This window comes from Trinickia terrae (assembly GCF_005144415.1).
Taxonomy (GTDB): domain Bacteria; phylum Pseudomonadota; class Gammaproteobacteria; order Burkholderiales; family Burkholderiaceae; genus Trinickia_A; species Trinickia_A terrae.
In genome coordinates this window covers 652,774-665,560 of sequence record NZ_SWJE01000001.1, presented here as the reverse complement: position 1 = coordinate 665,560, position 12,787 = coordinate 652,774, and the positions used below count along the sequence as shown (strand labels likewise).

Here is a 12,787-nt window from a genome sequence, read left to right as displayed (position 1 = left end):
TAGGCGCGGCGACAGCGGTCAGCTGGCCAATCCCCGTGCGACGCGGCAAGCCGCCAGATCCCACGCCGCGCAGCCGACGCTCTTGAACACCACGGGGACCGTTCGCGGCGCGGCCGATGCGTCGTCGCCAAGCACCGACGCCAGCGTGGCCACGCGAGCCCAGTCGACGCCTGCTTGGATGAAGTCGCCGGCTTCATGGCGGGCGCCGGCCAGATCGTCGACCAACAGCGTGCTGCCCAGCACCGTCCTCGCGCCAATCTCGACCGCATCCGGCGTGAACGCGCCGACGCCGACCACGAGCCGCTCGCGCCGCGGCGCTTCGTCATAGACGGCGACCTTGCTCGTCGTGACCGTCACGACGACATCGACGGAATCCGGAATCTCGACCCCATCGATCGGCTCCAGATTGGGCGCGGCCGAACCGTACGCCGCGCAAAACGCCTGCGCACGGGCATACGAACTGCCGCGCACCCGGATCTTCGCTTGCGGAAACACTTCCCCCAAGGCCCGTGCATGATGGGCGCCTTGCGTCCCGGCTCCGATCAGAAGCACGTCACGCGGGGCGGTGCCCATCAACGTTCGAATCGCCAGCATCGAAACCGCCGCCGTGCGGCGGCCGGTCACCGTCGGGCCGTCGAGCGCGAAGAGCGCCTCGCCGGTATCGGCATCGCAAGCCGTCACTTGGCCGTGAATGGTCGGCAGTCCGCGTTCGCCATTGCGAGGACACACCGTCACCAGCTTGTGGATCGCAAGATCGCCGGCCGTGGCCGGCATCGACAGCATCACGCCGCCGTCGTTGAGCGGCACGACAAGACGCGCCGGGCTCGCGATCGCGCCTCGCGCATACTCGACGCACGCCGATCGCAGAGCGTCGATGAGCTGCGGAAAAGGCGTCAGGCGCACCGTGGCCTGTGCGTCGAAGATCTGCATCGCGGTCATGGTCCAGGGAGCTCCAGGGCTGTCTGCGCGCCGGTCTTGGTCGGCACCGCTGACGGTGGTCGATCGGGCGATCACACGATGCAACCGTACGCGAACGGATCGCCCTCGTCGATGATCCAGCTTGCAAAGCCGCAGATGCGCGCGTGTCCTGTGCGCTGCTGGGCCTCAGTCGTACAGGCCGGCTCGACGCCGTGCCTGCGCTGCGCGCCCGGGGCGGCGCCCACCACCGCGCGGGCGTATGCCTCGCGGGCCTCGGCCGATACCTGCGCGTCCGCAAGGCGCACCGCGCCGGCATGATCGCCGTCCCATCGCACGAGCGCTTCGGCGATGCGGCCAGGCAAGTCGATCACCACGCGCGTTTCCGGCGCAACGCGCTCGACCCAGCCGAGCGCCACGGCGACCGTCGCCAGCGCGATCACGCCGTCGTCGTCGCACTCGAAGTAGCCATCCGAATCGACGAAGACCATCCCCAGGTTCGCGCCAGCGCTTACCGGCTCGGTCAGGAAGCCACCGGCAAGGCCTGCGTAGCCGCGCGGCGCCAGCAACAGCGCACGCCGCCAATGATCCGCCGAGTGCTCGAGCCACGCGCGCCGCTCGGCGAGCGTCGCGCCCGCGAGCTTCGGCAAGCCGCGTGTCACGAGCCTGAACGGCCGGCCGTTGGTGTGCATCTCCACGGTTTCGATCATGCGGTTCAGCTTCATGCCGCACCGCCTGTCGCCGTCGACGAATCGTCACCCCGCCGCTCCATCTTGTTCCTCCCGTTGCTTGCGCGATCGATGGTGGCTCGAAACTTAGACGACATTGCGCCGCCCGGCAACGTTTTCAAAATTGAGGCGCAGCCCCGAACAGACCCTGGCCGTTCGCGCGCGAGATCGTCATGCCGCGCCCCGCAAAGAAGCGCTCGAACGCATCGAAGCGCAGATAGGCATCGGCTTGATGCGGCGCGATGCCCGAGGGGTTGTGGAACCATGCGCCGTGACGATCGGCGCCATGCAACAGGATGAGGTGCCCGCCACGCGTCTCGTTCGGCTCGTCCGGATAGCGAATCAGCGGGCTGACCGATGCGATCGCAAACGTGTCGCCGTCGATGTGCGCAGCCAGTTGCGCGATGCCGATTTGCGGCAGCACCTCCACCTTGAGGCCGAAAACCTCGCCGACCCAGTCGGCGAACGGCTGGTAGATCAGCCCGTCCACGCCGCCGTCCGCGCGCATCTTGTACGCGCCGCGCGCCAAGGCCGCGTCGAGCAGCGAGGCTCGCGAGCCTCGCCTGATCCGCCAGAAATCCAGTATCGATTCGAGGCACGTCAATCCGCAAAGACGCTGTGCCCAGAACCGATAGCGCTCGGGATCGGCAAAGCCGCTTTGCCGCCAATGCGGATCGTCGCAAGGATCGGCCGCCTCCTCGACGATCGGTTTCACCCAATCCGGACTCCCCCACTGCGAGTAATAGGGCACATTGATGTGACGAATCGAGCCGGCCGTCATCGGTTTACATTTTCCTCATATAAATAAACAACCGCGAAAGCCGCGATTTCCTTCGATTCTTTCCAGAACATTACATCGCGCCGATGCCGCTGAAATCTGCATTCGTCACGAGAATGTACGACATTTGCCATGGAAATCCCGCACACTCTTGCATAATGTGCGAAGCGTAACGCGTTGAAACAAATTTGACAGAGGATCTTCGCTTTTTTCTCGCTAAGATATACTGCGCTTCTCAGCATGATGCGCCGCCGCGAAACCGGTTTCACGAGGCTGCGCTGTAAGCAACGTAGAGACGCTTTTCTTTCAGTCCGTTCGCCTATTTCCCCAGCATGACCGGCCAGCTTACGAAGCAAGCGGCCAATCAAAGCGCGAATTGCGTTGATATTCAGCTTGGTGTCCTCTTACTACAATTGAAATCGAGACGCTTTCAAGCAGCATGACCAACGAAGCAACTTCAACCGACTCCCTCGCAGTCGCAGAACGCGTTCGCGAGCTGATGAGCCGACACGGCATCGGCAAGCGGCAGCAAACGACCGAACTGTGCCGCATCCTCGACCTCAGTTTTTCGCAGGGCCACCGCAAGCTCCGCGGCAACAGTCCATGGACGCTTTCGCAGATCAAGAAAGTGGCCGAAGCGTTCGGCGAGCCCGCAGCGCAACTGTTCGGCGCGCAGACGCTCGACCCCGGCATGGTGGGCGCCAACGCGCAGGAGGCGGTCTTTTGCGTCGGCGCGGTCGAAATGGCGTGCACCGCCTGGATCGGCGCGCCGATCGAGGCCGGCTCGCGCCCCGAATTCATCGCATATTCGAAGCAAGGCCAATGGCGTGTGGTGCGCCATGACGGCGCGCTCTATCAGAACGCATTCGAAGTTCACAAGATCGAGGTCTATCCGCGGCGCGGCGAAACCGACAAGCCGTCGGTGGCCGTCGTCGACGACGACCAGGCCTCCGCCGACAACCTGCGCGACTACCTCGAGCAAAGCGGCTTCTCGGCGACGGCGCTGTACGGGCTGCAGGCGTTCAACGACGCCCTGCAGACGCAAGTGTTCGACGCCGTCGTGATCGATTGGCTGTTCGGGGGCCAGACGTCCGCCGAGGCGATCCGGAACGTGCGCGCGTCGGAAAACCCCGATGCGCCGATCTTCGTGCTGACAGGCGAACTGCTGACCGGCAAGGCGAGCGAATCGGAGATCAGTGAGGTGATCCGCCGCTTCGACGTCGCCTGTTACGAGAAGCCTGCGCGGCTGGCGATTCTCGTCGCGGATCTGACCAAGCGCCTGAATCGCGCGTAGAGCGCGCGCTTCCCCCGGCCCGCCTTACGCCCCCTGGCGGGCTTCGCGCCGCACGACGCGCGCCCGCTCCACCGCGTCGCGCAACTGATCGTAGTGGACGGGCTTCGAAAGCATGTCGAAGAACGGTCCGCTCGCGCCTTGCCCGGCAGAATCCGGCGCGTAGGCGCTCACCGCAATGACAGGCACGCCCGTGTTCGTCCCGCCGCGCTCGCGAAATTCGGCGAGGAACGAATAACCATCCTTCTCCGGCATGTGCAGGTCGACCAGCACGAGGTCGCACCGCTCGGTGTCGAGCCAGCGCAGCGCTTCGTCGGCGCTGCCCGCCGCCACCGCCTCACATTCCATGTGGGCCAGCAACTCGCCGAGCGATTCCCGCACCGGCGGGTTGTCGTCGATGACGAGCACGCGCGGCCGGCTACCGCCCTGCGCGCCCGCACGCGCGGCGCCGTCGGGCGCCGGAGGTTCGACGAGGCGCACGGGAATGGTCACCGAGAACGTCGTGCCCTCGCCCATGCGGCTCGCCACGCGGATCGTGCCGCCGAACAGATTGACGAGCCCCTGGACGATCGCGAGCCCCATCCCCGCGCCGCCGAAGCGCCGCGTGCGCGAGCCGTCCAGCTGGGTGAACTCCTTGAACAAGAGCGGAATCTGCGCCTCATCGACGCCGGGGCCGGTGTCGCTAACGGAAATCGCGAGCGCGCCGGACTGTACGCTGAGCACAACGCGCACCGAGCCGGTGTCGGTGTAGCGGATTGCGTTGGTCACGAGATTGCCGACGATCTGCCGGATGCGATGCGGATCTGACTCGACCAGGCCCGTGCCTCCGTCGGCGCCGCTCGTCAGCGTCAGGTGCTTCGCGCTTGCTGCCTGAAGATTTTCGTCGACGATCGATTCGATCAAGGCGCGCGGATCGAAGCGCTCGTCATGCAGCACGAGCTTGCCGGCGCCAAGGCGCGCGTAGTCGGTCAAATCGCGCATCTGCACTTCGAGATGGCGCGCGGCGGCCTCGAGACGGCGAATCACCTTGCGGTCGGCCTCGGATTGCTGATGAAAGCCGAGCAGCTCGACCGACGACACGATCGCATGCAGCGGCGTGCGCAACTCGTGGCTGATCATGCCGAGGAAGGTGTCCTTCGCGAGGCTCGTTTCGCGCGCTACGCGCGCCGCTTCGTGCTCGGCGGCGATCGCGGCGTGCTGCTGCACGATAAGCTTGCTGCGGCGCAGGCCGTTGAAGATCAGGAGCGCCGTCGCTGCTGCCGACAGCAGCAGCAGCACGACGCCGCCCGCGAACAGGTAGCGCCGCTTGGCGAGGAAATCCCTCGCGATCGCGTCGCGCTCGGCGACGTCGAGAAGCCGCCGGCTTTGCGCGAGATCGTTGACCTCGTCCCAATGGTCGTTCAGCGCCGCGACGATCTGATCGGCGCGCGAACGATCGCCGGGCAAGGCTTCGATGTCGGGGCTCAGCGCCTTGACCGTCTTGTCGAGCGCAACCAGCTCGTCATGCTGCCAATGTTCGAGCGACGGCTGCGTCTCCAGCATGCGGGTCGACCCGAGCATCACCCGGATCTTCGATTGAAGGATCTGGTAGCGCAGCGTCAGCGTCGAGCCATCGCGGTCCGCGCCGGTCTGGTAAAGCAGCACCTGGTTTTCGAGGCGCGCGTAAGCGATCTGGAATTGCGCGGCATCCCAATAGAAACCGTCATACGGGCCCGCGACCTCGACCCCGGCGCGCGGCGCCAGCAGGTTGTCGTAGAACAGGTAGCCGACTGCTCCGATGGGCGGCGCCAGCGCGGTCAACCATATCAGCACGAACGCGAAGCACCGCAATGAGGCCTTTTTCATTTGATGACGAGGGACTTGATCTGCCAGACGAATTTGGCGGTAGCCCCGGCCGTCGACAGCTCGTCCGGGTATTGGTCGCGCGGATAGATCAGGAACAGCGGACCGAAATCGCTCACCTGCAGGCGCTTGCCGTTCATGCTGTAGGCCAGGATGACGCCGTAGCGATCCGCGTCCGAGGCCGGGACCGTGTAGGTGTAATCGTCGAACGAATGCACCTCGACCGATTGGCCGCGCGCGCCGACCGTCTTCAGGATATCTGCGAGGCTCGGCCCCGTGAATACCGATTTCTTCGTCCAGGGCGTGCCGGTCGAAATCGAATGGGCCGGCAGGTTCAGCAATTGCTCTTCGCCGAAGTGGTAGACGGTGTGCTCGGCATTGGTCGTCTTCGTGATCTGGCCGGTCACGTCGAGCGCGAGTGGTGCGGCCTGCACGCCCGGCGCGGCAAATGCTGCGGCAAAAGCCACGCAGAACGCGCCTGCTACGGCCCGGCAGGGTTTCCCTCGGTTTGCTGTCGTCGGCATATCTTGTACCCCATTTTTATTCTGCGCCCGTGCTCACTATGTGAACCGGTTCCTTGGGCGCGCATTGTAGCCGCTAATGGAGGATGTGCCGCGCCGGAAAACGCGTGGAAAGAGAAAAGGCGGCCAGCCCGGCCGATACTGCAGCCGGGTTGGCCTGCGGCAGGCAGGAAGCCTCAGACGTCGAATTTCACGCCCTGTGCAAGCGGCAGCTCGCGGCTGTAGTTGATCGTGTTGGTCGCACGCCGCATGTAGCTCTTCCATGCGTCGGAACCCGATTCGCGGCCGCCGCCGGTCTCTTTCTCGCCGCCGAACGCGCCGCCGATTTCCGCGCCGCTCGTGCCGATGTTCACGTTGACGATCCCGCAATCGCTGCCCGCCGCGGACATGAACTGCTCCGCCTCACGCATGTCGTTCGTGAAGATCGCCGACGACAAGCCTTGCGGCACGGCATTGTGCACCGCGAGCGCCTCGTCGAAATGGTCGTAGACGAGCACGTAGAGGATCGGCGCGAACGTCTCGCGCTCGACCACCGCGGTCTGCTTCGGCATCCGCACGATCGCGGGACGCACGTAGTACGCGTCGTCATGGCCGGTATCGACGCGCTCGCCGCCCCTCACTTCGCCGCCCTCCGCGCGGGCTTGCACGAGCGCGCTTTGCATGGCGTCGAACGAAGCGCGGTCGATCAGCGGTCCGACGAGCGTGTCGGCGGCGAGCGGGTCGCCGATCTTCACCGACGCGAACGCCTTCTCCAGGCGGGGCAGCAGCTGGTCGGCCACGCTGCGATGAACGATGAGCCGGCGCAGCGTCGTGCAGCGCTGCCCCGCGGTGCCGACGGCCGCGAACGTCACGGCGCGCACGACGAGATCGAGATCCGCGCTCGGCGCGACGATCATGCCGTTGTTGCCGCCGAGCTCGAGGATGCTGCGCGCGAGGCGCTTCGACAGCACGTGTGCGACTTCGATACCCATGCGCACGCTGCCCGTCGCGCTGACGAGCGGGACCTTCGGCGACGCAGTCAGCACGGCGCCGACGTCGCGCGCGCCGATCAGGAGCTGCAGCAGCCCATCCGGCACGACGCCGGGGTGGGTCTTCTCGAACTCACGCACGGCCTTGCTGAAGAGCGCATGGCAGGCGATCGCCGTGAGCGGCGTCTTCTCCGACGGCTTCCAGACGACCGGATCGCCGCAGACGAACGCCAGCGCCGCATTCCACGCCCACACCGCCACCGGGAAGTTGAACGCCGAAATCACGCCGCACACGCCGAGCGGATGCCAAGTCTCCATCATGCGGTGCCCCGGACGCTCCGAAGCGATCGTCAAACCATACAACTGACGCGACAGGCCCACCGCGAAATCACAGATGTCGATCATCTCCTGGACTTCACCGAGGCCTTCAGACTGGATCTTTCCCGCTTCGAGCGTGACGAGCTTGCCGAGCGCCTCCTTGTGCTCGCGCAGCACGTTGCCGAACACGCGGACAAATTCGCCGCGCAGCGGCGCGGGGACGACGCGCCATTTCGCAAAAGCGGCGTGCGCGGCGTCGATCTTGCGCTCTGCGTCCTGCGCGGTATCGGCGGCAAGCGTGGCGAGCGTCGCGCCGTCGCGCGGCGAGCGGGCCGTCAAGGCGTTGCCCTGCCATTGGGCGAGATCGATATCGAGCGCTGCAAGAATGTCGTTGACTGCCATCACTTCCTCTTCGAGTGGAAGCGCAACGGGCGGCGTCGCGCGCGAGTGGAGCGCGAGGCCGGCCGCGATGCGCGGTATGCGCGGCGGGATCAGCCGCCGCTATCGGTCGATTCGATCCTCGCGGATCGAGATGCGAGTGAAACCATGCGTCGATTGAAACGCGTTCGCGCCATCCGCGCAAGCCGCCGAGGGGTCGGCCGAATGGCCGATGCCGGGCGGGCTCGTGCCGCGCTAAGCTTGTGTCCGATCGCTGCGTTAGCGGCTTTGCAAGGCCTTCGCGAGCCGCAGCACGCCTTCGAACACCTCGGCTTCCGTCGGCGCCGCGAACGACAGTCGCAGGCTGCTCGCGTCCGCGTCGCGCACAAAGAACGCGGCGCCTGGAACGTACATCACGTTTTGCTCGATCGCCCGCTTGACCGTTTCCGAGGCGTCGCGGCCGCCGGCGAGGCGCGCCCAGACGAACATCCCGCCTTCGGGCGCGGCGAACTCGATCTCGTCGGGCACGAAGTTGCGCAGCGCATTCAGGAGCGCTTCGCAGCGCTTGCGGTAGGCGTCGACGATCGTCCCCAGGTGCTCGGCAAGCCGGCCGCTGTCGAGGTAGTGCCGCACGGCTTCCTGCGCGAGCGGCGCCGTGCAGAGGTCGCTCGTCTGCTTCGCGACGATCATCCGGCGCGCGATCGCGGCCGGCGCGAGCGCCCAGCCGATGCGCACGCCGGGCGCGACGATCTTTGACAAGCTGCCCAGATAGACGATCCAGTCCCGGGCCTCGGGGATCGTCGCGGCGAGCGCGAGAATCGGCGGCACGGGCGTGCCGGAAAAGCGCAGTTCGCCGTACGGATCGTCCTCGACGAGCACGAAGCGGCGCTCGGCGGCCAGGCGCGCAAGCGCCTCGCGGCGAGCCTGCGGCATGGTCGCGCCGGTCGGATTCGCGAAGGTCGGGACGGTGTAGAGGAGCTTCGGGCGCGTGGCGGCCGGCAACGCGTCGAGCTGGGCGCGCAGCGCGTCGACGTCGATGCCGTGCGCATCGGTGCGCACCGTCAGGATGTTCGCGCCCGCCAGACGCAGCGCCTGGATCGCCGCGGAATAGGCGGGTTGTTCGATCAGCGCGGTGTCGCCCGGTGCGATCAGCGTGCGCAGCAGCAGGTCGAAGCCTTGCTGGGAGCCGGTGGTGACGATCACGTCGTCCGTCTCGCAGCGCACGCCGCGCCCCGCCATCAACCGCGCCAGCGAGCGGCGCAGCGCGGGCACGCCGGCCGTGTCGCCGTATTGCAGGCAGGCGGCCGGATCGGCTTGATAGGCGGCTTCGAGCGCGCGTCCGAAGCCCTGGCGGTCGAACAGATCCTTCGAGGGATAGCCGCCCGCAAACGAAATCATCCCCGGGCGGCCGAGGTATTTGAAGAGTTCGCGGATCGGCGAGCCCTGCGGCGAGCGGAACGGTTCGGCGAAGGGATACGCGTCGTCGGCGTCGAGCGTGGCGGCGGAAGTCATCGCTGCGCTCCGCTCAGGCCGCTGCCGTCATCTTGAAGATGCCGGTCGCGTTGCCTGCGTCGAAACCGAGGTCCAGCACGGTGCGGTCCGTCGCGGGGTCGAGGCAGGCGTCGCGCGTGATGAACTCGTAGAACGAGCCCGGGACGGTGCGCTCCACGGGGTTGCCCGCCTCATCGATGAACGTGCGCACGACCGGATCGGCGCGATAGGCCGTCTGCTTCACGCGGCCCGACTTCGACACTTCGACCGAATCCTTGATCGGCCGCCCCAGCGCGCGCTGGGCGTCGGCCACGGCGAACACGTCGGCGACGCGGTCGGTCACGTGGTTGAACGCGTTGCCCTCGGTCGCGATCCAGGCCATCTCGGCCGATTCGGCGAGCAGCGTCTCGTAGTCGGCAAGCCTTGGCGCGCCGTGCCGACGCTCGAAGCAGCGCACGAGCACCGGCAGCAGCGCACAGGCGGCGGCGAGCGGCAGCGACGCGTCGCGCTCCAACTCCGCGAGCCACGCGACGGCCTGCGGCGTCAGCGGATCGGCCGACGCGCCGAGCACATTCGTCGCCGCCCGCTGGAAGCCGGCGCTGAACCGCTCGGGGTGCAGCTCGCTCACGAAGAACTGCGCGATGTGCTCCGGCGCATCGAGATGCGTGTAAGAACGGCCCGTCATCCTGATCCGCTCGAGCGGATAGGTGCCGTTGAGCCGGTAGCCGAGCGGCTTGAGGATGCGTGTAAACGCCGCTTCGCCGGGCGGCAGCGCGCCGCAATGAGGCCAGCGAACGGTACGCAGCGCGCCGTGATCGAACTCGACGCGGCCGCCCGCGCGGATCACGTCGGCCGTGTAGGCGCGGCCCGTCGGCACCCGCTCGAGCAAGCCGGAAAACAGCGCCATGTTGAGCGCCTGCGCGAGCTCGGCACGCGTGACCGTGCCCTCCTCCGAGCGCGACATGCACGCCGGTATGTTCATCAATTGCACCAGCTGTTGCGCGGCCTCCTGGCCGCAGGCGGCGTCGAGCAATGCGGCGAGATTGGGATTCATCGAGGCGTCCTTGTACTCGTGGGTCGTGGCGGTCCAGCCGTGGCGCGGGCTAACGCCGTTTCGCGGCTGCCGGGAGCTAGCTTGCGCCGGTTTGTTCGAGTGCGATTTTCGAGGGGCGCGCATGCATTGGCAATTGATTTAAACTCACCACTTCATTCTCAAAATGCACCAAGCCCGCCTCTGGCGGCATCGCGCCAAACGATGAGAAAAGGCATTCCGAACCTCGCCGCGCTGCAGATCTTCGAGGCCGCCGCGCGCCACGAAAGCTTCACCCGCGCGGCCGACGAGCTCGCGCTCACGCAAAGCGCGGTGTGCCGCCAAGTGGCCGCGCTCGAAAACCGGCTCGGCGTCGCCTTGTTCCTGCGGATCAAGAAGCGCGTCGTGCTGACCCCGCACGGGCGGCACTACGCGGCGCAGGTGCGCAAGAGCCTGGAGCGCATCGAGCGCGATACGCTCGAGCTGATGGCGCAACGCGGGGTCGGGCGGATTCTCGAGCTCGCCGTCGTACCGACCTTCGCGAGCCAATGGCTGATTCCGCGCCTGCCGCAATTTCGGGCGCTGCGGCCTGATATCACCGTCAATCTGTCCATCCGCACGGAGCCGTTCCTGTTCAGCGATTCGCCGTACGACGCAGCTGTCTACTTCGGCCACTCGGTCTGGCCCGGCACGCAAGGCAAGCTCCTCTTTCGCGAAGGGAATGTGCTGCCGCTCTGCAGCCCCGCGCTGCTGCGAGGCCAGGCGCCGCTCGCACCGGAGGACGTCGCGCAAATGCCGTTGCTGCATTTGTCGACGCGCCCGGACGCGTGGCGCGACTGGTTCCGCCTGCACGGCCTCGGCAACGACGTGCGCGCAGTGAGCGGGCCGCGCTACGAGCTGTTCACGATGCTATCGAGCGCGGCGCAGGCGGGCATGGGCGTCGCGCTGATGCCGGAGATCCTGGCGGCGGACGAACTGGCGTCGCAACGCCTCGCCGTCGCACTCGAGCTGCCGATGACGAGCGACGCCGGCTACTATCTGGCGGCGCCGGATGAAACCGCCGGCGATGAGCCGTTCGTGGCGCTGTCGAAGTGGCTGAGCTCGCTCGTGCCGCGAGACCCGATTGACGCGTGATGGATACAGACTACTAACCATGGAAAGCTTCTACGAAGCGACGGTGTCACGGCCCGCGCGGCCGATGCTGGAAACCTCGCGCGAGGCGGAGGTCTGCATCGTCGGCGGCGGGCTCGCGGGACTATCCATCGCGCTCGGACTCGCCGAGCGCGGCGTGCGCGGCATCGTCGTGCTCGAGGACCAGCAGGTCGGCTTCGGCGCCTCGGGGCGCAACGGCGGCTTCGTGTTCGGCGGCTACAGCCTCGATTGCGCCGATCTCCTGCGCGCTCTCGGCCCGGAACGCGCCCGCGCGATGTATCGCCTGACCACCGACGCCGTCGACCTGATCCGCGCGCGGATCGAACGCTATGGCATCGGCTGCGACGCCCGCTACGCCGGCGTGATTCTCGCCGACTGGTTCGGCGATCCGGCGCGGCTCGAGACGCAGCGCAAGCTGATGAAAGCGTCGTTCGGCGTCGATTGGGAACCGATTCCCAAGGAAACGTTGCGCGCGCAACTGAAAACGGCGCGCTATCACGGCGGCCTGCTCGAGCGTCATGGCTTTCACTTTCATCCGCTCAAGTACGTGCTGGGCGTTGCGGTTGCGGCCTCGCGCGCCGGCGTCGAGATCTTCGAGCGAAGCCCTGCGCTAAGCCTTACGCGGCGCGGCAGCGGCTTTTCGGTGCGCACTGCGCGCGGCTGCGTCGACGCCCGGCATGTCGTCATGGCCGGCGGCGGCTATGCGCGCAACGTCTACCGGCGCGTCGAGCGCGCCGTGCTGCCGATCGCCACCTACGTGATGGCGACCGAGCCGCTCGGCGCGCGCCTCGCGGACGCGATCGACTGCACCTCGGCCGTCTACGACACGCGCTTCGCCTTCGACTACTATCGCCCGCTCGCCGATACGCGCATCCTCTGGGGCGGCCGCATCTCCGTGCTCGAGCGCGAGCCCGAGGCGATCGCGCGCCTGCTCAAGCGCGACTTGCTGCGCGTCTATCCGCAACTGCGCGACGTGAAGATCGAATACGCATGGGGCGGCCTGATGAGCTACGCGCGGCACAAGATGCCTCAGATCGGCCGAAGCGTGGATGGCGTCTGGCATGCGGTCGGCTTCGGCGGGCACGGGATGGCGCCCACCACCGTGGCCGGAGAACTGCTCGCCGCGGCAATCGGCGAAGGCCGGCCCATTCCCGGCGGCTTCGCGGCATTCGGCCTCACGCCCGCGTTCGGCCGCCTCGGGCTCGCCGCCGCGCAGTTGACCTACACGGCGATGCAGGCGCGCGACGCGCTCGCCGAACGGCGCGGCTGAGCCGCTTGCGGCACTCCCGTGCGCAGCGGGGCAAGACATGCGGCCATCGCCTCTAAAACCGGCTATAGCGCCGCCGGACGCGCACTTTGCGCGTGCTAGAATCGC

11 protein-coding genes are annotated in these 12,787 nt (G+C 67.1%); 3 read left to right on the top strand and 8 right to left on the bottom strand.

Features of this window, described 5'->3' with window-relative positions:
• Window positions 1-18 precede the first annotated feature (18 nt).
• The 3 genes from lhpI to FAZ69_RS03015 all read right to left on the bottom strand — a co-directional run bounded on the left by lhpI (window position 19) and on the right by FAZ69_RS03015 (window position 2,424).
• On the bottom strand, window positions 19-939 hold the full coding sequence (lhpI, locus tag FAZ69_RS03025; protein ID WP_136892437.1) for a bifunctional Delta(1)-pyrroline-2-carboxylate/Delta(1)-piperideine-2-carboxylate reductase: 921 nt from the start codon (window positions 937-939) through the stop codon (window positions 19-21).
• Window positions 940-1,010: 71 nt separating this feature from the next.
• A complete protein-coding gene (locus FAZ69_RS03020) occupies window positions 1,011-1,640 on the bottom strand; it encodes a proline racemase family protein (RefSeq protein ID WP_136892436.1) in 630 nt (209 codons plus the stop codon).
• Between the two features lie 121 nt (window positions 1,641-1,761).
• Window positions 1,762-2,424: a C39 family peptidase gene (locus FAZ69_RS03015; protein WP_136892435.1), complete on the bottom strand. Its 663-nt coding sequence runs from the start codon at window positions 2,422-2,424 to the stop codon at window positions 1,762-1,764.
• Window positions 2,425-2,860: 436 nt separating this feature from the next.
• Between FAZ69_RS03015 and FAZ69_RS03010 the strand changes: the two genes are divergently transcribed.
• The gene (locus FAZ69_RS03010) at window positions 2,861-3,715 is read left to right on the top strand and encodes a helix-turn-helix domain-containing protein (protein WP_136892434.1); all 855 of its coding nucleotides are present in this window, start codon (window positions 2,861-2,863) and stop codon (window positions 3,713-3,715) included.
• A 24-nt stretch (window positions 3,716-3,739) separates the two neighbouring features.
• On the opposite strand, the gene FAZ69_RS03005 is transcribed toward FAZ69_RS03010, so the two are convergent.
• The 5 genes from FAZ69_RS03005 to FAZ69_RS02985 all read right to left on the bottom strand — a co-directional run bounded on the left by FAZ69_RS03005 (window position 3,740) and on the right by FAZ69_RS02985 (window position 10,284).
• On the bottom strand, window positions 3,740-5,557 hold the full coding sequence (locus FAZ69_RS03005; RefSeq protein WP_136892433.1) for an ATP-binding response regulator: 1,818 nt from the start codon (window positions 5,555-5,557) through the stop codon (window positions 3,740-3,742).
• Complete coding sequence (locus FAZ69_RS03000) at window positions 5,554-6,078, bottom strand: putative pterin-binding protein (RefSeq protein ID WP_136892432.1); 525 nt, start codon at window positions 6,076-6,078, stop codon at window positions 5,554-5,556. Before FAZ69_RS03000 ends, FAZ69_RS03005 begins: the two co-directional genes overlap by 4 nt.
• Before the next feature lie 173 nt (window positions 6,079-6,251).
• Window positions 6,252-7,763 carry an L-piperidine-6-carboxylate dehydrogenase gene (amaB, locus tag FAZ69_RS02995; protein ID WP_136892431.1) on the bottom strand — a complete coding sequence of 504 codons (1,512 nt, stop codon included), beginning with the start codon at window positions 7,761-7,763 and terminating at the stop codon, window positions 6,252-6,254.
• 255 nt (window positions 7,764-8,018) lie between these two features.
• The gene (locus FAZ69_RS02990; protein ID WP_136892430.1) at window positions 8,019-9,251 is read right to left on the bottom strand and encodes an aminotransferase-like domain-containing protein; all 1,233 of its coding nucleotides are present in this window, start codon (window positions 9,249-9,251) and stop codon (window positions 8,019-8,021) included.
• Between the two features lie 13 nt (window positions 9,252-9,264).
• A complete protein-coding gene (locus tag FAZ69_RS02985) occupies window positions 9,265-10,284 on the bottom strand; it encodes a DUF1338 domain-containing protein (RefSeq protein WP_136892429.1) in 1,020 nt (339 codons plus the stop codon).
• A 201-nt stretch (window positions 10,285-10,485) separates the two neighbouring features.
• Here FAZ69_RS02985 and FAZ69_RS02980 point away from each other — a divergent pair, with 201 nt between their 5' ends.
• Entirely contained in the window at window positions 10,486-11,394 is a 909-nt protein-coding gene (locus FAZ69_RS02980) for a LysR substrate-binding domain-containing protein (protein ID WP_136892428.1), read from the top strand.
• A gap of 19 nt (window positions 11,395-11,413) precedes the next feature.
• Entirely contained in the window at window positions 11,414-12,682 is a 1,269-nt protein-coding gene (locus FAZ69_RS02975; protein ID WP_136892427.1) for an NAD(P)/FAD-dependent oxidoreductase, read from the top strand.
• The last annotated feature ends 105 nt before the right edge of the window (window positions 12,683-12,787 follow it).